Below are 24,342 nucleotides of genomic sequence, written 5' to 3'. Positions count from 1 at the left end.
CTGAGGACAGGACTGTGAACTCCGCAACGCATCGGGTCGCGATCCTCGTCTACGACGGGGTAGCACTGCTGGACGTCGCCGGTCCCGCAGAGGTGTTCGGGGAGGCGAACCGGCTCGGCGCCGACTACCGGATCGACCTGCTGTCGACGACCGGTGCCGACGTCGCCTCGTCCGTCGGCATCCGGATCGCCGTCGACGGCAGCCCCGCCTCCGAGCCGGATCCCGACACGTTCGTGATGCCGGGCGGGGTCGTCCATCCCAGAACTCCCGTCACCCGGGATCTGATCGAGGCGACGAGGGAGCTGGCGGTCCGGTCCGGGCGGGTCACGTCCGTCTGCTCCGGAGCGTTCGTCCTCGCCGCCGCCGGCCTACTGGACGGCAAGCGTGCGACCACCCACTGGAAGATCACACGCGAACTGGCCGGCCGGCACCCGAAGATCCGTGTGGAGCCCGATGCCATCTACGTGCGCGACGGCACCACGTACACCTCGGCGGGCGTCAGCGCCGGCATCGACCTGGCGCTGGCTCTCGTCGAGGAGGACCACGGTCCTGATCTGAGCCGGGACGTCGCCCGGGCTCTGGTGGTGTATCTGCAACGCGCGGGCGGCCAGTCACAGTTCTCCGCGCCCCTGCAGGGCCCGCCGCCCCGGTCCCCGGCCCTGCGCACCGTCGTCGACCTGGTGATGGCGGATCCCGCGGGGAACCACTCCCTCGCCGAACTCGCCGCGCATCTCAACCTCAGTCCCCGCCATCTCACGCGGCTGTTCCGGGAAGAGCTGTCCACCACACCGGCCCGCTACGTCGAGTCCATCCGGTTCGACATCGCGAAGGCTCTGCTCGACCAGGGGCACACCGCGACACAGGCGGCATCCCTGGCCGGGTTCCCGAGTTACGAGAGTCTCCGACGGGTCTTCGCACGGGAGTTGTCCATCAGCCCCGCCGCGTACCGGCGTCGCTTCAGCACGGCCCGCCGCGCCCGGTAGCACGGAAGGGTGTTCCGCTGTTGCCCTCGGTGCGCCGGACGCCGGGCGCGAACCACGGTTCGTTCAGACGGAGTCGGCGGGAGTCCCCTGGTGCAGAACCGCCTCCCGAACCGCTCGGGTGAGGTCCGCCGCGGCCTCGTGGCCCGCGCCCGAGTCGGGTGACACGACGGTGCCGAAACTGCCCTTGTCCCCCCAGGTGCAGGCGGTGAGCCGCTGGTTGTCGATCGCGTCGTACGACAGGCACCGCAGGCTGCCGCCGAGGCGGCCGGGGTCGGCGGACCAGACCTTGCCGGCGGCCAGACCCGTGGTGGTGAGGCCCGACCGGAGACCGTCCTGGATGGAACCGAGCGCGTCGGGCGTCATCTCGTGAAAGTCGCCGACCGCGCCGAACACCGTGATCACGGACAGGCGTTCGTTCTCCCTCTTTCCGTACACGTAGGTGAAGGTCGTGGCATCGCTGCCCCCCGTGTCCTCGTTCACGACCCCCTCCAAGAACTGCTGGAGCGACGTGTCCTCCAGCCGTTCGTAGCCCTGGACGCGGTCCGGCGCCGCAAAGGTGTAGCGCGGGTAGGCGGCGTACTGCTCGTAGCCCCAGATGCCCGACCCCACCAGCGCCGCCATCACGGTGGCGAGCGCGAGGACCGCCACCGCTGTCTCCCGGGACGAGGCGGCCGGGACCGGTGGCAGTACGGGGAAGTCCGGGACACCGACGGGTTCGGCGTGGGTGGCGGAGGGCCGGGTGCCGGCACGGTGGCGTGCCCGGCGCAGCAGGGACTGGAGCAGAGCCGTGGGGACGACGGTGACCACGACCGCCATGCGCGCCCAGCTGTTCCAGTGGAGTGCGGGTACGGCCAGGAGCACAACGACACACAGGGCCGCGCGGATCAGCAGCGTGTGCTGGGGGAAGCGCACCATCCAGCGCAGTGGCGCGCGGCCGGGGCGGGCGAGCGCGGTGAGGGTTTCGGCGACCGTGGCCAAGCGGTTGTCGTCGGGCCGGCTCTGAGCGTGGGCACGGGCTTGCGCGGCGGCCGAGACGGGATCGCCCACGGCCGCGAGCACGAGGCGGGCGTCGTGCGTCTGGGTGCGCACCGGCGACGGCGGCCTGGGGCCATTCACCGCCTTGCCCGCCGAGATCTGCTCGATGCGCAGCGCCTGTGGCGATCCGGGTGCCAACTCGCGGAGTCGTGCGTCGAGTTCGGGGCCGCGCCGGTGCCTGGCCGGCCGGTCCATGTAGTCGCTGCGCAGACACAACTCCGCGTACGCCGCGAGCAGATCGAGGTCGTCGGGGAACGCCTTCAGGCCTTCCCGGTAGGCCGCTTCGGCCCGGTCGTCGTGATCGTCGTCGTCCTCGGCCGCATGGGCCTGCCCCAGCACCAGGTAGAGACGGGCGCTGGGCCCGTCCGCCGTCAGCGCTTCCGTGGCCGTGCGCCGCGCCTGGGCGAACCGGCCCGCGAGCAACTGGACATGCGCCGAGTCGTACGCGGATCGGACGTCTTGATCTTCGGCCTGCACGCTCTCCCCCTGATGCACGCGCCGAACCACTGGGTTTGATTCGGCACGCAACTATCGCCCTACGCCACAGGGTTCGTCAAAGCGTTTTCCCACCTCAGCAGCCGGGTGGGGCGGCCCAGGGGCGACCCGCTTCGATCGACCGCATTCGCCCGGTTCAGGGTCCCGCGCACGCATTGCGGGAAAGACCCACCCCGTAGCTTCACCGCCGTCGTGCGGGACGGGGCTCAGTGGGCCCCGGTGATGTCGCGGGCCGCCGGGACGCGAGGAACACTGCAATAGGGGCAGACGGAGAGGAGCAGCGGCGCTTTCGATCGCGGACTCGCTCATGAGCACCAGGGAAGACGCCGAGGCGTGTGCGGGGAGATCCCGGGCCGACACGGACGTACGGGCCACGGCCGGCGCCCGGGCGGCCTTCGGCGCCGGCGCGGGCACGGCCCCGGCGAGAGAGCGTGGCAGGAGGCCCCGGCGATGACCCCGGCGGACTCCTACGACGCGATCGTCGTCGGCGGTGGTCACAACGGGCTTGTGGCGGCCCTGTACCTGGCACGCGCGGGCTGGTCGGTGGCCGTGCTGGAGCGCAACGCGGCCGTGGGCGGCGCCATCGCCGGAGGTGAGGCCACGCTCCCCGGGTTCGTGCACGACCTGTACTCCACCAACCAGAACCTGTTCCTCGGATCCAGGGCGTACGCCGACTTCGCTTCCGGTCTGGCCCGGCACGGGCTGCGGTTCCGCACCACCGGCCGGCCGTATGCCAACGCCTTCCCGGACGGGCTGAGCCTGCGCGTCCACTCCGACTACGAACGCACCCTCGGGCACTTGGCCGCGCACAGCGCGGGGGACGCCGAGGGCTTCGCCGGCCTCTATCGGCAGTACAGGCGATTCGCCCCGTACCTGTTCGGCCTCTACGGAAGTGCCGTGCCCTCGGTCGCCGCCGTCCGGCAGGTACTGAGCCTGCTGCGCCACCGGGGCGTGCGCGGCGCGGCGGAACTCACCCACACCCTGCTGATGAGTACCCGGGAGCTCGGCGAGACCTGGTTCACCACCCGGGAGGCGCGTGCCATGGCCGCCTGCTGGGGCATGCATCTGGACTTCGGCCCCGACGTGGCCGGCGGCGCGATGTTCCCGCTGCTGGAGCTGTTCGCCGACATGGAGAACGGTATGTCCGTGGTCGAGGGAGGCGCCCAGCGGCTGCCGCAGGCCTTGGGGGCCCTGCTGGCCGAGCACGGTGGCGAGATCAGCACCGGTGCCGAGGTGGACCGCGTGCTGTGCCGGAACGGCCGAGCCGTGGGGGTGCGCTGCGTCGACGGCAGCACGGCTGCGGCGCGTCGCGCCGTGATCGCGGACGTCGGGCCCGCCGCCCTCTATCAGCGACTGCTGGAGCCCGGGCAGGTGCCCGCGCCGGTACGCCGCGCATCAGGCCGTTACCGGTACGGCCCCGGCACCATGATGGTGCACCTCGCGCTGGACGGGCCGCTCCCTTGGGCCGCGGGGGACGAGCTGTCCGGCTTCGGATACGTGCACGTGGCACCGTACGTCGGCGATCTGGCGCGTACCTATATCGAGTCCCTGTCGGGCCTGCTGCCCGCGGAACCGCTGCTCGTCGTGGGGCAGACCTCCGCAGTGGACCCGACCCGGGCCCCCGCGGGCCGCCATGTCGTGTGGATCCAGGTCCGCACCGTGCCCCCGGTCATCTCCGGCGACGCGGCGGGCACCATCCGGCAGACGCGCTGGCCCGAGGCGGTCGAACCGATGACCGACAGGGTGCTGGCCAAGCTGGAGCGCTATGCCCCCGGCGGCACATCACGGATCGCCTGCGTCACGGCATACACCCCTCAGGACCTCGAAGCGGCCGATCCGAACCTTGTCGGCGGTGACAGCACTGCCGGCAGCCACCACCTCTCCCAGAACTTCCTCTTCCGGCCGATGCCCGGCCACAGCGGCTACCGCACGGCGATCCCCGGGCTGTATCTGACCGGCGCCGCGACCTGGCCCGGCGCGGGCACCAACGCCACGTCCGGTCGGCTCACGGCCCGCCAGGTGCTCAAGGACTCCCGCCCCGGCGGCAGGTTCTGGACATCCCGGGCAGGGCGTTGTCCCTGAAGGAGGCGTGGACACCGTCTCCGAAAGGGCCGCGGAAGGCCCCTGATCCGGCCGATGCCCCTGTGCGACACGGGTGTTGAGCTCTGCGCGGGTCACCAGGAGCGGGCCGCCTCGAGGAGTCGCTCGCGCACCGCCTCGACCGGCGGGCGGTCGGGCGCGCCCGCCCGCGCCACCAGGAAGCCGGTGTTGATGGGCGGATCCTCCGGCGTCAGCAACTCCACCAACGCGCCGGACGCGAGCTCCGCCTCGCACAGGTAGCGAGGCAGCACCGTCGCGCCCGCGCCCGCGACGACGGCGGCGAGCACACCGCGCAGATCCGGCACGACGACGGCGGGCCGGGCGGTCAGGCGGGTGCGGAAGACATGGCGCCAGTACCGGCGCAGGATCGGCAGGTCCTCGGCGTACGCCACCAGCGGGACCTCGCTCAACGGGCCGGCGTCCTCGCAGGTGAGCGGCCCGATTCCGGCGGCATGCCCCGGTGTCGTCACGAGCACGAACTCCTCGTCCATGAGCGGGACCGCTGCCAGGGTGCGGCCGCGCGGCCGCACCGCCGACAGGACGAGGTCGAAGCGACCGCCGTGCAGGCCCTCGAGCAGCTCCTCGGCGAGTCCGGTGGTGATGCGCAGCGGGATGCCCCGAGCCGCGAGCGGTGCCAGCACGGGCAGTGCCCGGACGCTCAGCATCTCCGCCGGGCCCGCCAGATGCACCGGTTCGGGCGGCGCCTCCAGGCCCTCGCGGCCGCGGTCGGCGACTTCCGCCAGCGCGTCCAGCGGTCCGGCGATCCGCCCGGCCAGTTCGTCGGCCACGCCGGTCGGCGCCACACCGCGCGGAAGTCGTTCGAAGAGCTGCCGGCCGAGCTGCTGCTCCAGGGTGCGCACCTGTGCGGTCACGGTGGGCTGGGAGATGCCCAGCACCCGGGCCGCCGTGGTGAGGGACCGGGCCCGGTGCACGGCGAGGAAGGTGCGCAGCAGGCCGAGGTCCAGGGGCCCGTCTCCGGCGGTGGACGGTGGGCGGACCTGCGGTGCGGCCGGCCCACCGTCGTCCCGCCGGGGACCATTTCCATCGGCATTCTGATGAGACATCTCGGAATTCCTATTGGTTTGCTGATGGCTGTGCTGCCTATGGTCGGGAGCGTTCCGCCGCCGGTCAACCGGCGGCTCCTCACCCGCCCGGGCAGCGGCCCGGACGGGGTCGGGGAGCACCCGCGACATGGCAGGGGAAGCACCGGCCCGCACCCGGTGAGCGGCGTACAGGTCCGCCCCTCGTCCCGCTGCCGGCTCCCGTCCTCCGCCGGGCGGCACCCGTGGTGTCCCCGGATCAGAAAGGTGTACGACATGGCAACGATCCTCATCACCGGCGCCTCCGACGGACTCGGCCGCGCTCTCGCGGAGGACCTCGCCGCCGACGGCGGGCACACCCTCCTCCTGCACGGCCGTGATCAGGAACGCCTCCGGGAAGTGGCCGCGGCCACCGGCGGTGAGACCTACCGGGCCGACCTTTCCTCGCTCGCCGGGGTCCGGCGCCTCGCCGCGGACGTCGCCGCCCGGCACGACCGGCTGGACGTACTGGTCAACAACGCCGGCGTCGGCTTCCATGCGGAGGGCACTCGCCGGCAGACGTCCGCCGACGGGCACGAACTGCGTCTGGCCGTCAACTACCTGGCGCCCGTCGTGCTCACCCGGGAACTGCTCCCGCTGCTGCGCCGCTCCGCGCCCTCCCGCATCGTGAACGTGGCGTCCGTCGGCCAGGAGCCCTTCGACTTCGACGATCCAGGACACACCCGCGAGTACACGGACGTCGCCGCCTACTGCCGCTCCAAGCTGGCACTCATCTGCCACGGGTTCGACCTTGCGGGGGAACTGTCCGACAGCGGTATCACCGTCAACAGCCTCCACCCCGCGTCCTTCATGCCCACCACGATGTCCCGGCGTTCCGGGATGGACGTCGTCGACACCCTCGAGCAGGGCGTCGCGGCCACCCGCCGCCTGGTGGACGCGCCCGAACTGGCAGGCGTCACGGGGCGGTACTTCGACGGCGAGAAGGAGGGCCGGGCGGCGGCCGAGGCGTACGACCCGGAGTACCGGCGGAGCCTTGCCGAGGTCACCGCATCGCTGCTCTGACCCCGGACGGACACCGTTGAGGACGACCCGGCCGCGGTCCCCGGCCCGGGGAGCACGCCTCATGGCGGCCGGCCCGGACACCGGCGGGCGCCGCCCGCCTGTACTCCGGTCCGCCGGACTACGGGCCGATGCGCCCGGGCGAGCCGCCCGACGGCTGGGGGGACGGCCGGCCGGAACGTATGCCGGGCCGACGCTCGTTGCCCCCGCCCGGCTGTGAACGCACCGGCGCGAGCAAGGACTTCCAGGACCGGTTCCGCTTGAAAGGCATCTCGAAGATCCTGGCGAACAGCCACGCCCCCGACAGCGAGGCGGGCAGTGCCACGGCGAGGGTGAACCAGAACGTGGGCAGGCCGGGGGAGACGAACTCCGGGGCGATCCTCCTGACGACGGTCATGACGATCGGCAGATGGATGAGGTAGAGGCTGTACGAGCAGTCACCGAGACCTCGAACGGGTCGGGTGGTCAGAAGCCGTACAAGACGGGCGGGTTTCCCGGTGGCGACCGCGGCCAGGAGCATCGTCATGGCGGGGGCGACGGCCAGATCCACCCAGAAGTAGTGGTTCACCGTCCACACCGGTCCCTTGACGGCGACCAGAGTCAGGACCGGTGTGGCGGCCACGGCGGCGAGCCGATGCCAGGGCAGGCGACGGACCCTGTCCGACGCGACGACGATTCCCGCGCCCACCAGACCGGCCACGAAGACGGGGGCGAGATGCGGAGTGAGCCAGTTGTCGCCCTCCACCGGCGTCGCCCCGGCCGCCGTCAGGCCGCAGACGGCGACGAGGAGGGGCGCGGCCGTGAGCAGCACCACGGCACCCAGCCGCCGCCGGACGAACAGAAGGAGCGGAAAGAGGAGATAGAGCTCCGCCTCCACGCCGATCGACCAGAACGCGCCGTTCGGAGTCGGCGCGGTGAACACGTCCTGGGCGACCAGGCCGTACACCAGAATCGATCGGCCGGTCGGTGGTCCCACATGCGAAGCAGGCACCACGAGCCAGGAGATCACCAGGCTGAACGCGAGCGCCGCCCAGTAGGGAGGCAGGATGCGCCAGGCCCGCCGGCGCAGAAAACGCGAGACGCCGCCCGGTCGCCAGCCGTTGCGCGCCGGAGAGACGGCCAGGGAGAAGCCTGACAGCACCAGGAAGAAGACCACGGCGATACGGCCGAACATCAGCCCGTCCAGCCACCGGGGAGCCGAACTGTCGGGGTAGCCGGGGAAGGTGTACAGCCAGCAGTGGAACAGGAGCACGTACAGCGCCGCCAAACCGCGAAGTCCGTCCAGACCCGGCACCTGCCGCCGAACGTTCGCCTCGCGCACCGCGTCTCCCCGCCTCACGGTGGCGGGCATGTCGAGAACGCCGCCGGCGGCACGGCTCGCATCGCTTGAGATCGTTCGGCCCTCTCTCCCGGTGGTACCGCATGCGCGCCACGCGGCCGCCACCTCGGTGGTCGCCACGCGGCGCGGTCCCGGAGGGGCCCGCACCTGCCGGCCCCTGCACCGCCTGGCGGTACAGCGGGTGACGCGGCGCCACCCACGGTGACTCATACGTGGCATCCGGTCCGGCGGTTCAAAGGACGAGCGCCGTGCCTTCGGACGACCAGGCCGACGGGCATACGTGAACGGTGCGCCGTGCCTGTGGGGCCCGGCGCACCGTGGGGTGTCGGTGACCGGCCCCGGGTGGGGTCGGTCATCGGTGGGTGGGGTCAGCGGTGGTTGCGGTAGCCCCAGGAGGCGGTGTCGATGACGCGGCCGCGGTCGTTGCGCAGGGTGGCGGTGTCGATGTGGTTGTCCCAGGCGTAGTTGCGGCGGTCCTGGTAGAGGTCGGTGCGGGTGTCGTGGCCGATGCCGGTGTGGACGCGGACGGTGGCGCGGCCGGCGAGGCGGTAGTGGTGGAAGGTGTAGGTGCGGTGGTCGCGGCCGGTGAGGGTCCATCCGCTGAGGTTGACGGGGCGGCGGGTGTTGTTGGTGATCTGCACCCATTCGGCGTTCAGGGAGCGGTTGGAGCGGTCCTCGCGGCCCGGGGAGTCGTACTGCACGCGGGTGATCTGGACGTCCGGCCGGTGGGGGCGGTGGTCGGCGGCGGTGGCCGGGACGGTGGCGGCGCCGGCCAGGGCGGCGGCGGTGAGGGCGGCGGCGGCCAGGCGGCGTGCGGTGGTGGAAGTGGTCACAGGTTCCCCCTGCTTGGTGCGGGCACCGTCCCGTGTGTGGTGCGGGGTGGTGCGGTGTGCGGGTGCGGGGCCGGGTTGGCCGCGCCCTCATACCGTGCCGTCGGGGTGGGGGTGATGTGTGTGAAACGTGAACCGTGTTACGGGATGCCTATGTCTCTATGACTGTCGTCTGTATGGTCCATTTATCGGCGCAATGCGATGGGTTGACGCCGTTCCGGAGCGTTCGCCCTTGCAATCAGTGGCTTGTCGCATGTGTCCGCCAGGGTCCGCCACCCCACCCGTTTCCCGGGCGTCACCCGAAAGTGGGTAACAGCCGCATGACGCCGCACCGGGCCAGGTCAGAGCACCTGCGTGTCGCATGCTGGCGGAACCGGGTGCCGGGTCATGAAGTCCGCGGGGACGGACCCGCCCGGGTGCTGCTGCGCTCCGCGGTGTGCGACCGGCGCATACGGGACCCACGGCGGCCGGTTGTGCGCTCCGCGGGGTACCGAGTGGTCGCCGCCTCCCCGTCGCCCGTCACCTCGAACCGCCCCGGGCACGGGACCGCCGCACAGCCCGGCACACCCGGCACGGCGCGCCGACGACGCCGACCACGAGGACACGCCCCGGCTGCTCCATTGGGGTCCGACCGTCATACCAGTGGCCGTATTCGGGTCCATCGGGACGGCGGCCCCAGCCCCGGCGCGGCCAGGATGGCGGCTGACTGACGACGCGAACCGCGAGCATCGGAGAGAGCCACCTGTGAGCATCATCGACGAACCCCACGGTGCCGCGGCAGCCGAGGAGTCGTACGCGGACGAGTTGCCCCTCCGGCACCGGCGGCCCGGCAACGTCGTGGTGAAGTGGCTGACGACCACCGACCACAAGACCATCGGCACGCTGTATCTGACGACGTCCTTCGCGTTCTTCCTCATCGGCGGCGTCATGGCCCTGCTCATGCGCGCCGAACTGGCCCGCCCGGGTCTGCAGATCGTGTCGAACGAGCAGTTCAACCAGGCCTTCACGATGCACGGCACGGTCATGCTGCTGATGTTCGCGACGCCGCTGTTCGCCGGCTTCACGAACTGGATCATGCCGCTGCAGATCGGCGCGCCCGATGTGGCGTTCCCGCGGCTGAACATGCTCGCCTACTGGTTCTACCTGCTCGGCTCGACCGTCGTGGTCGGCGGCTTCCTCACGCCGCAGGGCGCGGCCGACTTCGGCTGGTTCGCCTACAGCCCGCTCTCGGACGCGATCCGGTCGCCCGGCATCGGCGCCGATATGTGGATCATGGGTCTGGCCTTCTCCGGCTTCGGCACGATCCTGGGCGCGGTCAACTTCATCACCACGGCCGTATGCATGCGCGCGCCGGGCATGACCATGTTCCGCATGCCGATCTTCACCTGGAACGTGCTGCTGACCAGCGTCCTGGTCCTTTTCGCCTTCCCGGTCCTGGCCGCCGCGCTGTTCGCCCTGGAGGCGGACCGCAAGTTCGGCGCCCATGTCTACGACGCGGCGAACGGCGGCGCGCTGCTGTGGCAACACCTGTTCTGGTTCTTCGGGCATCCGGAGGTGTACATCATCGCCCTGCCGTTCTTCGGCATCGTCACCGAGGTCATCCCGGTGTTCGCCCGCAAGCCGATCTTCGGCTACATGGGTCTGGTGGGAGCCACCATCTCGATCACGGGCCTGTCGATCACGGTGTGGGCGCACCACATGTACGTCACCGGCGGTGTGCTGCTGCCGTTCTTCTCCTTCATGAGCTTCCTGATCGCGGTGCCGACCGGGGTGAAGTTCTTCAACTGGATCGGCACGATGTGGCGCGGCTCGCTGTCCTTCGAGACACCGATGCTGTGGGCCACCGGCTTCCTCGTGACGTTCCTCTTCGGCGGCCTCTCCGGTGTCATCCTGGCCTCGCCGCCGATGGACTTCCATGTCTCCGACTCGTACTTCGTCGTCGCCCACTTCCACTACGTGGTGTTCGGCACGGTCGTCTTCGCGATGTTCGCCGGCTTCCACTTCTGGTGGCCGAAGATGACGGGCAAGATGCTCGACGAACGCCTCGGCAAGATCACCTTCTGGACGCTGTTCATCGGCTTCCACACCACCTTCCTGGTGCAGCACTGGCTGGGTACCGAGGGCATGCCGCGTCGTTACGCGGACTACCTCGCGACCGACGGCTTCACCTGGCTGAACACCATCTCCACGATCGGGTCGTTCCTGCTCGGCCTGTCGATGCTGCCGTTCCTCTACAACGTGTGGAGAACCGCCAAGTACGGCAAGCCGGTGGGTGTCGACGACCCCTGGGGCTACGGCCGTTCGCTCGAGTGGGCGACCTCCTGCCCGCCGCCGCGGCACAACTTCCACACGCTGCCCAGGATCCGCACCGAGTCCCCGGCGTTCGACCTGCACCACCCCGAGGTCGCCCAACTCGACTACGAGGGTGGCCCCGGCAGGCGCGCCGCGGTGGATGCGCCGGGACGTGAAAGAGGCCGGCCTTGACATCACCGGGCTGCCACGGGACCCCGCTGGACCCGCACAGCGGCGCACTCGCCAACGAGGTCGAGGGCTACCTCCTCCTGGAGGCGGAGCGGGAGCAGGCGCAGCGCGAGGCCGATGCCCTCTGCGCGCGTCTGCCCTGGCTCACGAGCGGGCAGGCCGAGGACCTGGCCCGCCACTACACGGAGCAGCGCCTCGGTCTGACACGGCAGGCCCTGCAGGCCACGGCCGACCGGGCGGGGCGCCTGCGCGGGGAGTACGAGGCCCGTTACGCCACCCTGCGGCACGCCTTGCTCAGGAGGCACGCCGTCGGCGCGTGCCTCCTGATCGCCGGCTGCACCACGGCCACCGCCGGGGCCTCCCTGTTCGTGCGCTGACCCGGAAGGACCTCGGGCCGGCGGACGAGGATGATGCCGCCACTCGGAGACCGGGCGGGTACGACCGTGAAGTGCCGCGCAGATCCCCTGCCTACGCGAACCTGCCGGGCCGGTGGTCGCCGGCGGGCTGCCGGACGATGACACGCTCGGCCTTCGTGAACACCGTGGCCTCCCGCCGGGCGGCGACCAGGTGGAGGCGCGTCGCGGACTCCCCGGCGTGCAGGGCGTCCTTGGTGCGCATGTCCGTGCAGAAGTCGCAGCCGTTGATCCGGCCGGCGCGGAGCTTCACCGGTTCCCGTGTCACGGCCGGCAGGGTCGAGTCCTCCAGCACCTTGCCCGCGGCGACGAGGTGCTTGCCGAACCTGACCGCGACCGGGCGGGCGAGGAGATCCAACCGCGCTTCCACGGTGCGCCCCCGCGGTGTCGTCGGGTGGTGACACCCCTTCGACGGATCGGCTCCACGATCCGTGACATGCACGAAGGCGACCTGCGTCGCCCCACCGGCCCCTCGGCGGGGACCACTCCGCGCCGCACCCCGCGTGCACCGGCGGCGTGTCCGCGCCCGGATCGGTCCGGCTCCGGGAAACCTGGGGTGCGCTCGCGTCGGTGGTGGCCCCGCGGTCCGTCCGCGTTGCCGCGGAGAAGGCAGGAAGTCCATGTCCTGGCAGGAGAGAAGTCTGCGGACGAACGACGGCACCCGGCTGCACTGCGTGGACGCGGGACGAGGGCGGCCGCTGGTCATGCTCCCCGGCTTCTCGCAGACCGTGGCCCAGTTCCGCCGGCAGGTCGAGGACCTGAGCGGTGATTTCCGGGTGATCGCGCTCGACCACCGGGGACACGGCCGGTCGGACAAGCCCGCCCACGGCTACCGGGTCTCCCGGCTCGCCGCGGATCTACGGGATCTGATCCTTGCCCTGGACCTGCACGACGTGGCCCTGCTCGGCCACTCGATGGGCTGCGCGGTCGCCTGGTGCTACTGGGACCTGTACTACGGGGACCGCGTCGGCGCGCTGATCCTGGTCGTTCAGCCCGCTGTGATCGCGGCCGATCTGGTGGCGCCGGAGGACGCCCGGGCCGTGGGAGCCGTGTTCGACGCCGAAACGGCCTTCGGGATCGCGGCCGGCCTGCGCGGTGAGGACGCCGTGGCCACCTCCCGCGCCATCGTGGAGAGGATGCACACCCCGGCGATGAGTCCGCAGGACGTCGCATGGATCACCGCGCAGAACATGCTGCTGCCATGGGAGTACGCCGCGGCACTGCTCCTCGACCACTACGGCAACGACTGGCGTGACGTCCTGCCCCGACTGGACGTACCCACCCTGGTGATCGGGGGTGAGGCCAGTTTCTTCCCGCCGGAGTCGGCCGCGTGGGTCGCCTCGCGCATCCCCGGCGCCCAGGTGCGCATCTTTTCCACGGACGAACGCGGAAGCCATCTGATGTTCTGGGAGAACCCGGACCTGTTCGACTCCGTGGTGCGCGCCTTCCTGACGGGGCGGATGTCACCCTGAGCGGCGTACGGGGCCCGCACCTCGGGCGGGGCCGGGACACCCGTATGCCCGGGCGCCCGGGACGCCCCGGTCAGAGCGTCTTGATGAGGCCGCCGTCGATGGTGACATCGGTGCCGGTGATGTTCCCCGCGCGGTCGCTTGCGAGCAGGAGCACCAGGTCGGCGACCTCGTCGGGGCGGGTGAAACGACCGGTGGCGAATCCGCCCGTGCCCTCGACGAGCTTCTCCCGCGCGGTGTCGGGATCCACGCCCATGGCACTGCCCGCCTGCGAGGCGAGGCCCGACTCGCCCAGCCACATGTCCGTGGAAACGGGGCCCGGGGCCACGGTGTTGACGCGGACCCCCTGCGGTCCGACCTCCTTGGACAGGGCCTTGGAGAAGTTGGTGAGGGCGGCCTTGGAGACGGTGTAGTCGATGAGCCCGGGGTCCGGGTAGAAGGCGTTCACGGAGCTGATGGTGACGATCGTTCCGCGTGCGGCCGGCAGGGCGGGGAGGGCCGCGCGGCAGGCACGGACGGCGCTGAAGAAGTTCGCGTCGAGCGTCTTGGCGAAGTCCTCGTCGGTGACCGACAGGAAGCCGTTCGGCCGGAGGTGGACGATGCCCACGTTGTTGACGAGGACGTCGATGCCGCCGAAGCGGTCCTCGGCCGTTTCCACAAGCCGTTCGACGCCCTCGACGGTGGTGAGGTCCCCGGCCACCGGTACGAGTCCGTGGGAGTCGGCGAGTTCCTCGAGGGGTTTGCCGGGATGCCTGGCCCCGGCCACCACATGGGCGCCCTCATGGGCGAAGGCCTGTGCGACGGCGAGCCCGATGCCGCGGCTGGCGCCGGTGACGATGACGGTCTTGCCCTCGAGGTGCAGGTCCATGGCGGTATCTTTCTGAAATGATCGATACACAATAAGCTTACGGTGCATCGGGTCGATGCGCACGCGGCGCGGGCGATACGCCGATCGACCCGGCTCACTTCACTTGATCAAGCGGGTCTGCGACCTTCGGACCGGATCGCGTCGCCCACCCGGGGCGCCGAACAGGAGGAGACTTGTGTCGGCGGGACCGCTGTCGCCCACCGCCCGAGCGCCGCAGCACCCCGGGAGTCAGTTCCATGGGCCGTATCGACTACCTGCACGATTCCGACGCACCGCCCGCCAACTCCGTCGTCCCCTCGGTCGTGGCCTTCGTCCGGGACGGCGCCGGACGCGTGCTGATGGTGCAGCGCTCGGACAACGGACGGTGGGCGCTTCCGGGCGGCGGCCACGACCTCGGCGAGTCCATCGCCGACACCGTCGTCCGCGAGGTGCGGGAGGAGACCGGCATCGAGGTGCAGGTGGCCGATCTGTCCGGGATCTACACCGATCCCGGACACGTCATGCGGTAGACGACGGGGAGGTCCGCCAGCAGTTCAGCCTGTGCTTCCGGGCACGCCCGGTCGGCGGGTCGCTCCGCACCAGCTCCGAGACGCGCCCCAGGCCGGCTGGGTCGACCCCGCGGACCTGGGAGGCCTGGACGTGCACCCCACCATGCGGCTGCGGATCGATCACGCCATGGACGAGGGGCGCGCCACGCCCTACATCGGCTGATTCGGCGCCTCGCGGTCCTCGTACCGGTCCCGCCGGCCCCTCCGCATCCGTGCACTGACCGGGATTTCCGCCGTCGCCCGGCCCGTTCTCGTACGCTGAGGACATGTCGTCCCGCCGCAGAAGCTGCCCCGAGTGCCGACGGGACATCGCCGTCGTCGCCGGGCGGTTCGCACGGCACGACCCGCCGGGGGCGCGGAACAGCGGGGCGCTCGTCTCCTGTCCGGGATCCCGCCGTCTCGCTCAGGCCGACGCCGCGCAGCCCGCTCTCGACGGTTACGCCGTACCGGAGTTCCCCGGTCAGATGCCGCTCTTCTGACCCGTCCGCCGATATTCGACCGGCTTCTTCGTCGCTGCCGCGGGCGGGCCGTGCCGCGCGACCGTACTGCCGGGCCGGTCCGTCCGAGGCGGCCCGGCCTCCGACGCACCGTCAGGATCGCCGCACACCCGATCGGTTCACCGGAGCCTGCGTGGCGGTGCGGGGGCGCCGCACTGGCGGTCGGCGTCCCTGAGACGGGAGGCACGGGACGAACGCGTCCCCCTGCCCTCCTGCAGCCGCGGCAGTGCGTCGGCCGAGGGGAACCCCGGTCGGCGTGGCCCGTCCCGCTCAGTTCCCCGCCACCGACTTCACGGCCACGGACACCGGGGTCGAACCGCCGATGAGCTCCAGCGTCAGACCGGCCGTCGCGGGCGTGTCGACGAGCTCCGCGAGCACCGCAGCCACATCCTCGCGCGTGACCGCGCCACGGCCGGTGTGCGCCTCGAGGCGCACCAGGCCCGTGCCCGCGTCGTCGGTCAGCCGCCCGGGGCGCAGGACCGTCCAGTCCAGGGACTTGTGGGCGCGTACATACGCGTCGGCCTCGCCCTTCGCGCGCTGATACACGTCGAAGACCTCGTCGCCCCGGTGCTCCGGGTCCGCCCCCATCGAGGAGATGACGACGAAACGGCGTACGCCCGCCCGCTCCGCGGCGTCGGCGAACTTGATCGCGGCGTCCCGATCCACGGTGTACTTGCGGGCCGCACCGCTGCCCGGGCCCGCGCCCGCCGCGAAGACGACCGCACCGGCTCCCTCCAGATGCGAGGCCACCTCCTCGACCGGCGCCGACTCCAGGTCGCAGACGATCGGTTCGGCGCCCGCCGCGCGCAGATCGTCGGCCTGTTCCGCACGGCGGATGATCCCCGCGGCCTCCTCGCCGCGCGCGGCGAGCAACCGCTCGAGCCGCAGCGCGATCTGACCATGACCACCAGCGATGACAATGCGCATGTCTCCGACCGTACGCCCGGACGGACGCATCCGCCGCACGACTTTTCGCGGGGTCGGCGCTCACCGGCGGATCCACGCCATCCCGTGTCCGCGGGCCCGGCGGGGGACCGTCACGGCTGCGCCCGCCCCTGCCGGGGCAGGTCCAGCGCCACCGCGGCCGAGTTGCAGTATTCGCGCACGGCGCTCGTGCGTGCCACCACACGCCCCCGGTGCACCACGATCCGGCTGTACGCGAGCGACAGCGCGCCCGCCAGCCGGTCGCCCCGCACGGCGAGGAGCTCCGCGGGGAAGCCCGCCTCCACGCGCACCGCGGGCAGCCCGAGCGCGGCCCGCGCCGACGTGCTCACCATGTCGTACGCGTCCTCGGGGGACAGCCCGTAACGGGACGCCAGCAGATAGGCCGACTCCAGCGGGTCCCCGCGTCCCACCGGGTTCGACACGTCCCTGATCGCTCCGCTCCCCGCCGTGACCCGCACCCCGGCCGACCGCAGCAGCCGCACCGGGGCGGTGTCGCGCTGCTCGGCCCCGCCGCAGCGGCCCTGCGGCAGGCAGACCACGGTCACCCCGGCGGCGGCGAGCCGTTCCGCGGAGCGGGCCGCGGCTCCCGCCGGCAGACGTCCCAGACCGCCGCACGGCCCGAGCGTCACCCCGGGGCGCAGGCCGCCGGCCATCGCCGCGAGCCGGGCGAGGCGTGCCGGATCGCCGGCGTCGGTGTGCAGATCCACCGGACAGCCGAACTCGGCGGCCAGTTCGAGGACGGCTTCCACGTAACCGGTCGGATCCGGATCCGCGTCCGGACAGCCGCCCACCACCGTGGCGCCCATCTTCATCGCGTCGCGCAGCAGGGCGAGCCCGTCGGCCCCCGCGACACCGGTCAGCACCCGGGGCATCGCCACCGTCGTCAGCTCGGCGAGTCCGCACAGCGAACGCCCCGCGCCCAGCACGGCCGTGAGCGCGTCCAGGCCCTGTGCGTCACCGATGTGCACATGCGAGCGCAGCGCCGTAGCGCCGTGCCCGAGTTGCAGCAGTGCGGCCTCGGTGGTCCGCCGCTGGACCTCCTCCGGATCGTTCGACACAGGACCGTCGCAGTCCGCTGTCAGGGCCGTGTCACCGTGCGCATGCGGCTCGGCGGGGGCCGGCAGGAGCAGATAGCCGCGCAGGTCGACACGGGTGGTGGCGGCTCCCGTGGCCAGACTGCCGGCGGTGCCGACGGCCTCGATCCGTCCGCCGCCCAGCCGCACGTCCACCGTCCGGCCGTCGGTCAGCCGAGCCCCGCTCAGCAGCAGGACGGTCGAGTCGGTCGTCGCCGACGGCGGGGACGGGACGAGCGACGACTGCGCTCGGCTGTCGGGCATCGCGCTCCTGTGGTTCGGGGGAGGCTGCGCACCCCGGGGCAAGATCACGCAGAGTGAGTTCGAGCCTAGGGCGGTGACCCGGCCACGGCGGGGAGGAGCGCAATAGTCGTACCGGGGTGTGGTTCCCCGGACGCGGGCGGATCTTCGGTGCGCGGCGGACGGAGGGCCGTCACCGCGATGGCGGGTCCGTCGGGCGGCGGCCCCTGCTGCCGCCGCCGTGGATGCGGCGGGAGTGGCCGGTGGGGCAGCCGTCGGGTCGGGGTGCCGGAGGCCGCGGAAACGCACGGGGAAGGCCGGGGAACAGGCCGGGCGGGAGCCGCGAATCGGATTTGGGCGAACGGCGGGCGAGCGTGTAATGTCTTCATCGCTCGCCCCAATAGCTCAGTCGGCAGAGCGTCTCCATGGTAAGGAGAAGGTCAACGGTTCGATTCCGTTTTGGGGCTCTGGTGTGTGAGGTTCCCGCTGCCAGGCGGGGCCCGATCGCATCACAGCGGTGTAGCTCAGTCGGTAGAGCAAGCGGCTCATAATCGCTGTGTCACCGGTTCAAGTCCGGTCACCGCTACTCGTAGTAGCCGATTGTGGAGTCGGTCCTTCGGTCGGCTACTCTTTCTTGCGTTGTTTTCATCCATCTGTTCGTCAAGGAGCACTCACGTGGCTGCCACCGACGTCCGCCCGAAGATCACGCTGGCCTGCGTGGAGTGCAAGGAGCGGAACTACATCACCAAGAAGAACCGGCGCAACAACCCGGATCGTCTTGAGATGAAGAAGCACTGCCCGCGTTGCAACGCGCACACCGCGCACCGCGAGACGCGATAACCAAGGCTCGTACGCGAGGCCGTCCCCAGCAGCAAGGGGGCGGCCTCGCGGCGTTGACCGTGGGCCGCACCGGTCCATCGACCGCCGCCGTCGGCGGGGCGCGCGTGTCGTCTCCCGCGACGGGAGCAGGATGGCCCGATCCGGCCGACCGCATCCGGCCGTCCCGACCGGAACGACATGCGGAAGCCGACCGGGCGCAACGCGGAATCGGTCAGATCGACCGCACCGCCACGCAGATTCGGACATCGGCCGGGGCGTACGCAGAACCGGCAGCGGCGACGGTCCCAGAATCGGTGACACGGGCCGAACGCCGAGCCGGCCGCACAAAGGGGTCGGCGGCCTCCGGGGAGGCCGGGCCCGATGAACTATCAGGAGGTGCCGAGCCCATGGCGCTCGATCAGTCCTTCGTGGGGCGGTCCTACCCGCCCACCGACCCGTACGAGGTCGGCCGGGAGAAGATCCGCGAGTTCGCGGTGGCGATCGGGGACACCAACCCGGCCTACACGGACCAGAAGGCCGCCACGGCGCTCGGTCACCCCGATGTGATCGCCCCGCCGACCTTCGTCTTCGCGATCACCTTCAAGGCAGCGAGCCAGGTCGTCGAGGACCCCAAGCTCGGCCTGGACTACAGCCGGGTGGTCCACGGCGATCAGAGGTTCGTCTACAACCGCCCGGTCCGCGCCGGTGACCGGCTGAGCGTCACCTCGACCATCGAGTCGATCAAGTCACTGGCCGGCAACGACATTCTGGACATCCGCGGTGAGGTCCACGACGAGGCCGGCGAGCCCGTGGTGACCGCCTGGACGAAGCTCGTGGCCCGGGCGCCGGAAGAGGAGGCGTGACGAGGATGACCGCGAAGATCGCGTACGACGCCGTCGAGGTCGGCACCGCACTGCCGGCGCAGTCCTTCCCCGTCACCCGTGCCACGCTCGTGCGGTACGCGGGCGCGTCCGGGGACTTCAACCCGATCCACTGGAACGAGAAGTTCGCCAAGGAGGTGGGCCTGCCGGACGTCATCGCGCACGGCATGTTCACCATGGCCGAGGCGATCCGCGTGGTGACCGACTGGGTGGGCGACCCGGGCGCGGTCGTCGAGTACGGCGTCCGTTTCACCAAGCCGGTCGTCGTCCCGAACGACGAAGAGGGCGCCCTCATCGAGGTCACCGGCAAGGTGGCGGCCAAGCTCGACGACGGCACGGTCCGCGTCGACCTCACGGCGACCAGCGGCGGCCAGAAGGTGCTGGGCATGTCACGGGCGGTCGTGAGGCTGGCCTGACCTGGCCGGTGAGGGGCGTGCGCCGTGTGCGGCGCCCCTCGACCGCGTCGCGGGAGACCCCTTGACTAAGTTAGTTATCAACCACTAACTTAGCCGCATGGTCAGGATGAGCGCAGAAGAGAGGCGCGAGAGCGTCATCCGCGCGGCGACGAGCGAGTTCGCCCGCGGCGGCTACCACGGCACGTCCACCGAGGCGATCGCCAAGCGTGTCGGTGTGTCGCAGCCGTATCTCTTCCGGCTCTTCCCCGGCAAGAAGGCCATCTTCCTCGCGGCGGCCGAGCGGTGCGTGGAGGACACCATCCGCACCTTCGAGGAGGCGGCCGAAGGGCTCGAGGGGGAAGAGGCCCTGCACTCCATGGGGAAGGCGTACACCGAGGTCATCGCCGAGCAGCCCGAACGGCTGATGATGCAGATGCAGATGTACATCGCGGTGGCCGCGGCCGAGCAGGCGGGCGACCGCGAGTTCGGGGAGACGGTGCGGGCCGGCTGGATGCGGCTGTGGGACGTCGTGCATCTGGCCCTCGGGGCCGACGTCGAGGAGACCACCACCTTCATGGCGCAGGGGATGCTCATCAACTGCCTGGTGTCCATGGGCTTTCCGCCCGGGCACCGGATCTGGGACGGGCTCTACCCGGCCGAGGACCGTGAGGGCATGCCGAAGAAGAAGTAGCCGGATCCGGGAACGCGGATCCGCCTTTTCATGACCGCAAAAGTTAGTCATCAATAACTAATCATCACGACGATCACGCTCTGGGGGAGCGATGTCACAGCAGAAGGCACCTCGCGGGGGAGCGGTCTGGGCCCTCGTCATCACCAGCGTCGCCGGATTCATGGCGGCCCTCGACAACCTCGTCGTCACCACGGCCCTGCCCTCCATCCGCAAGGACCTCGGGGGAGCGCTGGACGACCTGGAATGGACCGTGAGCGCCTACACGCTCACCTTCGCGGTCCTGCTCATGTTCGGCGCGGCGCTCGGCGACCGGTTCGGCCGCAGGAAGCTCTTCCTCGTGGGGCTGACCGTCTTCACCGGCGCGTCCGCCGCCGCGGCCCTCGCGCCCGGCATCGACTCCCTGATCGCGGCCCGCGCCGTCCAGGGTGTCGGGGCGGCCATCATGATGCCGCTCACCCTGACTCTGCTGACCGCAGCGGTCCCCGCCGCGAGGCGCGGAATGGCGTACGGCATCTGGGGGGCCGTCAACGGCCTCGCCGTGGCGTCCGGACCCCTCATCGGCGGCAGTCTGACCGAACACGTGTCCTGGCACTGGATCTTCTGGCTGAACGTCCCGCTGGGCCTCCTCGTACTGCCCCTCGCCCGCTTCCGCCTCGCCGAGTCCTACGGCACCGGCGCGGCGCTCGACATCCCGGGCACCCTGCTCGTCAGCGGCGGCCTCTTCGGGATCGTGTACGGACTGGTGCGCGGCCCGGCCGACGGCTGGGCCGACCCCGTCGTGCTGACCGGCCTGTTCGCGGGCACCGCGCTGCTCGCCGGCTTCGTCCTCCACGGCATCCGGGGCCGCAACCCCATGCTCCCCATGCGGCTCTTCCGCTCCCGGGCGTTCTCCGGGATCAACGCCGCGAGCCTGTTGATGTTCCTCGGGATGTTCGGCTCGATCTTCCTGCTCAGCCAGTACATGCAGGGGGTGCTCGGCTACTCCCCGACCCAGGCGGGTCTGCGGATGCTGCCCTGGACGGGCATGCCGATGCTCGTAGCGCCGATCGCCGGAATCCTCTCCGACCGCATCGGCGGCCGCCCGGTCGTCGCAGCCGGTCTCTTTCTCCAGGCCGCGGGCCTCGGCTACCTGGCCAGGGTGGCCACGACGGACGTCGCGTACTCCGTTCAGCTGCCCGGACTGATCATCAGCGGCATCGGCATGGCCCTGTTCTTCGCGCCCGCCTCCAACCTCGTCATGTCCAGCGTGCTGCCCCGGGAGCAGGGCATCGCCTCCGGCGCCAACAACGCACTGCGCGAGGTCGGCGGCGCGCTCGGCATCGCCGTGATGTCCTCGATCTTCACGGCCCGGGGCGGCTATGGGAGCGCACAGCTCTTCGTGGACGGGTTGCGGCCGGCGCTCGTGGTGGGCTCCGCGGCGGTGACCCTGGCGGGCGTCGCGGCTCTGCTGATCCCGACCCGGCGGCGCACGGGACGGGCCGCGGCCACCGCGCAGCCGGCCCCGGCCCTGGAGACGGCCGCTTCCTGAGCGGGATCCCGCGGACGCGGCATCCCTCGACGGCCCCGCCGGTCTCCGGCGGGGCCGTACCCGTGCGCTGCCGGGCCGCCGGGGCCGTCTCGTAGTCTTGGCGCGTGCAGGAACTCCACGACGCCCCGCTCGCCCCGCTGACCACCTTCCGGCTGGGCGGCCCCGCGACCCGACTGATCACCGCCACCACCGACGCGGAGGTGATCGCCGCCGTCCGTGAGGCGGACGGAGCCGGTACGCCGCTGCTGCTGATCGGCGGCGGATCCAACCTGGTCATCGGCGACAAGGGCTTCGAGGGCACCGCCCTGCGGATCGCGACCGACGGCTTCCGTCTGGACGGTACGGAGCTGGAGCTGGCCGCCGGAGAGGTGTGGACCGATGCCGTCGCCCGCACCGTCGAGGCCGGTCTCGCCGGTGTCGAGTGCCTCGCGGGCATCCCGGGCTCCGCGGGCGCGACCCCGATCCAGAACGTGGGGGCCTACGGCCAGGAGGTCTCTTCGACGATCAGCGAAGTGATCGCCTACGACCGCCGGACGCAGGAAACGGTCACCCTTTCGAACGCCGAGTGCGCGTTCTCGTACCGGCACAGCCGCTTCAAGGCCGATCCCGAGCGTTTTGTGGTGCTGCGGGTGTGCTTCCGGCTGGAGGACGCGCAGGGGCTCTCGGGCCCGGTCAAGTACGCCGAGACGGCTCGCGCCCTCGGAGTCGGGCCCGGCGACCGGGTGCCGCTGGCCGCCGCCCGCGAGACCGTGCTGAAGCTGCGCGCCGGCAAGGGCATGGTGCTGGATCCTGAGGACCACGACACCTGGTCGGCGGGTTCGTTCTTCACCAATCCCATCCTCGCGGACGAGGAGTTCGCCGCCTTCCGGGCGCGGGTGAGCGAGCGGCTGGGCGAGGGGACGGAACCGCCCGCGTACGCGGCGGGCGAGGGCCACACCAAGACCTCCGCGGCCTGGCTCATCGACAAGGCCGGCTTCACCAAGGGGTACGGCACCGGACCCGCCCGCATCTCCACCAAGCACACCCTGGCCCTGACCAACCGCGGCGGCGCGACCACCGAGGACCTGCTCGCGCTGGCCCGCGAGGTCGTGGCCGGGGTCCGCGACGCCTTCGGGGTCACGCTGGTCAACGAGCCGGTCACGGTGGGCGTCAGCCTCTAGACCCCGCCCCGACACCAGCCGCGGCCGGGCTCAGTAGGCGACCCCCACCCCCTGCTTCACCGTCGCGGGGTCGTGGGTCATCGCCAGCATCGCGTGGGCGACGTCGGCGCGGGCGATGAAGCGCCCCCGGGGCGGGAAACCGCCGACGACCGTGCGGTACGAACCCGTGAGCGGTTTGTCCTGCAAGCGGGGCGGGCGCACGACCGTCCAGTCCGTGGCGCTGCGGGCCAGTTCGGCCTCCATCTCCCGCAGGTCGGCGTAGACATCCTTGAGCATCACGGAGACCAGGCCCCGGACGGTCCGGTCCAGGGCCCCCTCGTTCTCGGGGCGGGGGCCGACCGGGCCGGCGCCGACCACCAGCAGTCGGCGCACCCCCTCGGCCTCCAGGGCATCCAGGACCGTACGGGTCAGCCGGGTCGCCACCCCGGCGTCCCTGCGGCTGCGCGCGCCGAGCCCGGACAGAACGGCGTCCCGGCCCGCCACCGCCGGGCGCAGCGCGTCGGGGTCGCCGAGATCCGCGCGGAACACCTCCAGGCCGGTGCCCGTGACGGTGAGTCGCGCGGGATCCCGTACGACCGCGGTGACCCGGTGCCCTGCCGCGAGGGCCTGTCCGACGATCTCCTGGCCGATGCCGCCGGTGGCACCGAAGACGGTGAGTCTCATGGCGTGCCCCTCCTGTACGTCCGCTCTCGCCCGATACGGGTGGGTGAGTGTTCACTCACCTCGCTGGCTCCTAGGGTGGGTAAGCACTCACCCACCCGTCAAGACCCGGAGGCCCCGGTCGTGGAATCCTTTGGTCCCATGCAGCACACAGGGGCGCAGCCGCCGGCGGCGCAGCAGAGACCGGCCCGGGTCCGCATCCTCGACGCGGCGCAGGAGCTGATGCTGACCGTCGGGCTCGCGCGCGCCACGACCAAGGAGATCGCCCGGGCCGCGGGCTGCTCGGAGGCCGCGCTGTACAAGTACTTCCCGAGCAAGGAGGAGCTGTTCATCCGCGTCCTCGCGGAACGGCTGCCACGACTGGGCCCGCTGCTCAGCGAACTCGCGGCCGAACCCGGCCGGCAGTCACTGGAGGAGAACCTCACCGAGATCGCCCGGCGTGCGGCCCTCTTCTACGAGCAGAGCTTCCCGATCGCCGCGTCGCTGTACGCCGAGACGCAGCTCAAGCGGCGGCACGACGAGGCCATGCGGCAGATGGGGACGGGCCCGCACCGGCCGATCGAGGCCCTCGACGCCTACCTTCGCGCCGAACAGTCGGCGGGACGGGTCCGACCCGACGCCGACACCTTCGCGGCCGCGTCCCTGCTCCTCGGCGCCTGCGCGCAGCGCGCGTTCGCCTACGACGCGACGGAGACGGGCAGCCGACCTCCCGTGGAGGACTTCGCGCGCCGCCTCGCGCGCACCCTGCTCGGCGGCGTCTCGGCCACCGAGGGCGCCTCCTGACCGTGCGGAA

Annotated in this window: 23 protein-coding genes, 2 tRNA genes and 1 pseudogene; 17 read left to right on the top strand and 9 right to left on the bottom strand. The window is 71.5% G+C overall.

Going from position 1 to position 24,342, the window contains the following annotated elements; all coding sequences use genetic code 11:
- Positions 1-14 precede the first annotated feature (14 nt).
- Entirely contained in the window at positions 15-983 is a 969-nt protein-coding gene (locus RCR19_RS15840) for a GlxA family transcriptional regulator (protein ID WP_331265731.1), read from the top strand.
- A 63-nt stretch (positions 984-1,046) separates the two neighbouring features.
- Here the strand turns inward: RCR19_RS15840 and RCR19_RS15835 are convergent, their stop codons facing one another.
- Positions 1,047-2,495 (bottom strand): hypothetical protein, encoded by a 1,449-nt coding sequence (locus RCR19_RS15835; protein WP_331265730.1) that lies wholly within the window; start codon positions 2,493-2,495, stop codon positions 1,047-1,049.
- Positions 2,496-2,963: 468 nt separating this feature from the next.
- Between RCR19_RS15835 and RCR19_RS15830 the strand changes: the two genes are divergently transcribed.
- Positions 2,964-4,595 carry an NAD(P)/FAD-dependent oxidoreductase gene (locus tag RCR19_RS15830; protein WP_331265729.1) on the top strand — a complete coding sequence of 544 codons (1,632 nt, stop codon included), beginning with the start codon at positions 2,964-2,966 and terminating at the stop codon, positions 4,593-4,595.
- A 92-nt stretch (positions 4,596-4,687) separates the two neighbouring features.
- Here the strand turns inward: RCR19_RS15830 and RCR19_RS15825 are convergent, their stop codons facing one another.
- The gene (locus RCR19_RS15825) at positions 4,688-5,677 is read right to left on the bottom strand and encodes a LysR family transcriptional regulator (protein WP_331265728.1); all 990 of its coding nucleotides are present in this window, start codon (positions 5,675-5,677) and stop codon (positions 4,688-4,690) included.
- A gap of 252 nt (positions 5,678-5,929) precedes the next feature.
- Here RCR19_RS15825 and RCR19_RS15820 point away from each other — a divergent pair, with 252 nt between their 5' ends.
- A complete protein-coding gene (locus tag RCR19_RS15820; protein ID WP_331265727.1) occupies positions 5,930-6,715 on the top strand; it encodes an SDR family NAD(P)-dependent oxidoreductase in 786 nt (261 codons plus the stop codon).
- A gap of 118 nt (positions 6,716-6,833) precedes the next feature.
- Here the strand turns inward: RCR19_RS15820 and RCR19_RS15815 are convergent, their stop codons facing one another.
- Positions 6,834-8,063 carry an acyltransferase gene (locus RCR19_RS15815; protein WP_331265726.1) on the bottom strand — a complete coding sequence of 410 codons (1,230 nt, stop codon included), beginning with the start codon at positions 8,061-8,063 and terminating at the stop codon, positions 6,834-6,836.
- Positions 8,064-8,419: 356 nt separating this feature from the next.
- Positions 8,420-8,884, bottom strand: coding sequence for a lamin tail domain-containing protein (locus tag RCR19_RS15810; protein ID WP_115974681.1), 465 nt, complete (start codon positions 8,882-8,884; stop codon positions 8,420-8,422).
- A 741-nt stretch (positions 8,885-9,625) separates the two neighbouring features.
- Here RCR19_RS15810 and ctaD point away from each other — a divergent pair.
- Both ctaD and RCR19_RS15800 read left to right on the top strand, forming a co-directional pair.
- On the top strand, positions 9,626-11,365 hold the full coding sequence (gene ctaD / locus RCR19_RS15805; RefSeq protein WP_331265725.1) for a cytochrome c oxidase subunit I: 1,740 nt from the start codon (positions 9,626-9,628) through the stop codon (positions 11,363-11,365).
- Positions 11,362-11,739, top strand: a complete 378-nt coding sequence (locus RCR19_RS15800) for a hypothetical protein (RefSeq protein WP_331265724.1) — start codon at positions 11,362-11,364, stop codon at positions 11,737-11,739. The genes ctaD and RCR19_RS15800 overlap by 4 nt, the downstream gene beginning before the upstream one ends.
- A gap of 91 nt (positions 11,740-11,830) precedes the next feature.
- Here RCR19_RS15800 and RCR19_RS15795 read toward each other — a convergent pair whose 3' ends face one another.
- Positions 11,831-12,145: a carboxymuconolactone decarboxylase family protein gene (locus tag RCR19_RS15795; RefSeq protein WP_331265723.1), complete on the bottom strand. Its 315-nt coding sequence runs from the start codon at positions 12,143-12,145 to the stop codon at positions 11,831-11,833.
- A gap of 250 nt (positions 12,146-12,395) precedes the next feature.
- On the opposite strand from RCR19_RS15795, the gene RCR19_RS15790 reads away from it, so the two are divergent.
- Positions 12,396-13,247: an alpha/beta hydrolase gene (locus RCR19_RS15790; protein ID WP_331265722.1), complete on the top strand. Its 852-nt coding sequence runs from the start codon at positions 12,396-12,398 to the stop codon at positions 13,245-13,247.
- A gap of 70 nt (positions 13,248-13,317) precedes the next feature.
- On the opposite strand, the gene RCR19_RS15785 is transcribed toward RCR19_RS15790, so the two are convergent.
- Entirely contained in the window at positions 13,318-14,112 is a 795-nt protein-coding gene (locus tag RCR19_RS15785) for an oxidoreductase (RefSeq protein WP_331265721.1), read from the bottom strand.
- A 236-nt stretch (positions 14,113-14,348) separates the two neighbouring features.
- Here RCR19_RS15785 and RCR19_RS15780 point away from each other — a divergent pair.
- Together RCR19_RS15780 and RCR19_RS15775 are read left to right on the top strand one after the other, a co-directional pair.
- Positions 14,349-14,823, top strand: a pseudogene (locus tag RCR19_RS15780) (NUDIX domain-containing protein).
- A 103-nt stretch (positions 14,824-14,926) separates the two neighbouring features.
- Positions 14,927-15,139 carry a hypothetical protein gene (locus tag RCR19_RS15775; protein WP_331265720.1) on the top strand — a complete coding sequence of 71 codons (213 nt, stop codon included), beginning with the start codon at positions 14,927-14,929 and terminating at the stop codon, positions 15,137-15,139.
- Positions 15,140-15,427: 288 nt separating this feature from the next.
- Here the strand turns inward: RCR19_RS15775 and RCR19_RS15770 are convergent, their stop codons facing one another.
- A complete protein-coding gene (locus RCR19_RS15770) occupies positions 15,428-16,084 on the bottom strand; it encodes an SDR family oxidoreductase (RefSeq protein WP_331265719.1) in 657 nt (218 codons plus the stop codon).
- A 110-nt stretch (positions 16,085-16,194) separates the two neighbouring features.
- The gene (locus RCR19_RS15765) at positions 16,195-17,439 is read right to left on the bottom strand and encodes an amidohydrolase family protein (RefSeq protein WP_331265718.1); all 1,245 of its coding nucleotides are present in this window, start codon (positions 17,437-17,439) and stop codon (positions 16,195-16,197) included.
- 370 nt (positions 17,440-17,809) lie between these two features.
- Here RCR19_RS15765 and RCR19_RS15760 point away from each other — a divergent pair.
- The 8 genes from RCR19_RS15760 (at position 17,810) to RCR19_RS15725 (ending at position 22,889) form a co-directional block, all read left to right on the top strand.
- Positions 17,810-17,882, top strand: a tRNA-Thr gene (locus RCR19_RS15760).
- Positions 17,883-17,928: 46 nt separating this feature from the next.
- Positions 17,929-18,001: transfer RNA gene (locus tag RCR19_RS15755), tRNA-Met, on the top strand.
- 89 nt (positions 18,002-18,090) lie between these two features.
- Positions 18,091-18,255 carry a 50S ribosomal protein L33 gene (rpmG, locus tag RCR19_RS15750; RefSeq protein ID WP_003948671.1) on the top strand — a complete coding sequence of 55 codons (165 nt, stop codon included), beginning with the start codon at positions 18,091-18,093 and terminating at the stop codon, positions 18,253-18,255.
- Between the two features lie 386 nt (positions 18,256-18,641).
- Positions 18,642-19,097 carry a MaoC family dehydratase N-terminal domain-containing protein gene (locus RCR19_RS15745; protein WP_331265717.1) on the top strand — a complete coding sequence of 152 codons (456 nt, stop codon included), beginning with the start codon at positions 18,642-18,644 and terminating at the stop codon, positions 19,095-19,097.
- Between the two features lie 5 nt (positions 19,098-19,102).
- The gene (locus RCR19_RS15740) at positions 19,103-19,531 is read left to right on the top strand and encodes a MaoC family dehydratase (protein ID WP_331265716.1); all 429 of its coding nucleotides are present in this window, start codon (positions 19,103-19,105) and stop codon (positions 19,529-19,531) included.
- Between the two features lie 97 nt (positions 19,532-19,628).
- Entirely contained in the window at positions 19,629-20,201 is a 573-nt protein-coding gene (locus tag RCR19_RS15735) for a helix-turn-helix domain-containing protein (RefSeq protein WP_331265715.1), read from the top strand.
- Positions 20,202-20,292: 91 nt separating this feature from the next.
- Positions 20,293-21,729, top strand: a complete 1,437-nt coding sequence (locus RCR19_RS15730) for a DHA2 family efflux MFS transporter permease subunit (RefSeq protein WP_331265714.1) — start codon at positions 20,293-20,295, stop codon at positions 21,727-21,729.
- Positions 21,730-21,833: 104 nt separating this feature from the next.
- Positions 21,834-22,889 carry a UDP-N-acetylmuramate dehydrogenase gene (locus RCR19_RS15725; protein ID WP_331265713.1) on the top strand — a complete coding sequence of 352 codons (1,056 nt, stop codon included), beginning with the start codon at positions 21,834-21,836 and terminating at the stop codon, positions 22,887-22,889.
- A gap of 30 nt (positions 22,890-22,919) precedes the next feature.
- On the opposite strand, the gene RCR19_RS15720 is transcribed toward RCR19_RS15725, so the two are convergent.
- Positions 22,920-23,552 carry an NAD(P)H-binding protein gene (locus RCR19_RS15720; RefSeq protein ID WP_331265712.1) on the bottom strand — a complete coding sequence of 211 codons (633 nt, stop codon included), beginning with the start codon at positions 23,550-23,552 and terminating at the stop codon, positions 22,920-22,922.
- Between the two features lie 138 nt (positions 23,553-23,690).
- On the opposite strand from RCR19_RS15720, the gene RCR19_RS15715 reads away from it, so the two are divergent.
- Positions 23,691-24,332, top strand: a complete 642-nt coding sequence (locus tag RCR19_RS15715) for a helix-turn-helix domain-containing protein (protein ID WP_331265711.1) — start codon at positions 23,691-23,693, stop codon at positions 24,330-24,332.
- The last annotated feature ends 10 nt before the right edge of the window (positions 24,333-24,342 follow it).

Origin of the sequence: Streptomyces sp. WAC07094 (assembly GCF_036320405.1) — a bacterium.
Lineage (GTDB): Bacteria > Actinomycetota > Actinomycetes > Streptomycetales > Streptomycetaceae > Streptomyces > Streptomyces lannensis.
The sequence above is the reverse complement of the archived record's forward strand: the minus strand, read 5'-3'. Positions and strand labels throughout refer to the sequence as shown.

Excerpts from the sequence above, each read along its gene's own strand:
- RCR19_RS15830 (WP_331265729.1), top strand. The coding sequence starts at position 2,964 with ATGACCCCGGCGGACTCCTACGACGCGATCGTCGTCGGCGGTGGTCAC.
- RCR19_RS15825 (WP_331265728.1), bottom strand. The coding sequence starts at position 5,677 with ATGTCTCATCAGAATGCCGATGGAAATGGTCCCCGGCGGGACGACGGT.
- RCR19_RS15820 (WP_331265727.1), top strand. The coding sequence starts at position 5,930 with ATGGCAACGATCCTCATCACCGGCGCCTCCGACGGACTCGGCCGCGCT.
- RCR19_RS15815 (WP_331265726.1), bottom strand. The coding sequence starts at position 8,063 with ATGCCCGCCACCGTGAGGCGGGGAGACGCGGTGCGCGAGGCGAACGTT.
- RCR19_RS15790 (WP_331265722.1), top strand. The coding sequence starts at position 12,396 with ATGTCCTGGCAGGAGAGAAGTCTGCGGACGAACGACGGCACCCGGCTG.
- RCR19_RS15785 (WP_331265721.1), bottom strand. The coding sequence starts at position 14,112 with ATGGACCTGCACCTCGAGGGCAAGACCGTCATCGTCACCGGCGCCAGC.
- RCR19_RS15775 (WP_331265720.1), top strand. The coding sequence starts at position 14,927 with ATGTCGTCCCGCCGCAGAAGCTGCCCCGAGTGCCGACGGGACATCGCC.
- RCR19_RS15770 (WP_331265719.1), bottom strand. The coding sequence starts at position 16,084 with ATGCGCATTGTCATCGCTGGTGGTCATGGTCAGATCGCGCTGCGGCTC.
- RCR19_RS15765 (WP_331265718.1), bottom strand. The coding sequence starts at position 17,439 with ATGCCCGACAGCCGAGCGCAGTCGTCGCTCGTCCCGTCCCCGCCGTCG.
- RCR19_RS15745 (WP_331265717.1), top strand. The coding sequence starts at position 18,642 with ATGGCGCTCGATCAGTCCTTCGTGGGGCGGTCCTACCCGCCCACCGAC.
- RCR19_RS15740 (WP_331265716.1), top strand. The coding sequence starts at position 19,103 with ATGACCGCGAAGATCGCGTACGACGCCGTCGAGGTCGGCACCGCACTG.
- RCR19_RS15735 (WP_331265715.1), top strand. The coding sequence starts at position 19,629 with ATGGTCAGGATGAGCGCAGAAGAGAGGCGCGAGAGCGTCATCCGCGCG.
- RCR19_RS15730 (WP_331265714.1), top strand. The coding sequence starts at position 20,293 with ATGTCACAGCAGAAGGCACCTCGCGGGGGAGCGGTCTGGGCCCTCGTC.
- RCR19_RS15720 (WP_331265712.1), bottom strand. The coding sequence starts at position 23,552 with ATGAGACTCACCGTCTTCGGTGCCACCGGCGGCATCGGCCAGGAGATC.
- RCR19_RS15715 (WP_331265711.1), top strand. The coding sequence starts at position 23,691 with ATGCAGCACACAGGGGCGCAGCCGCCGGCGGCGCAGCAGAGACCGGCC.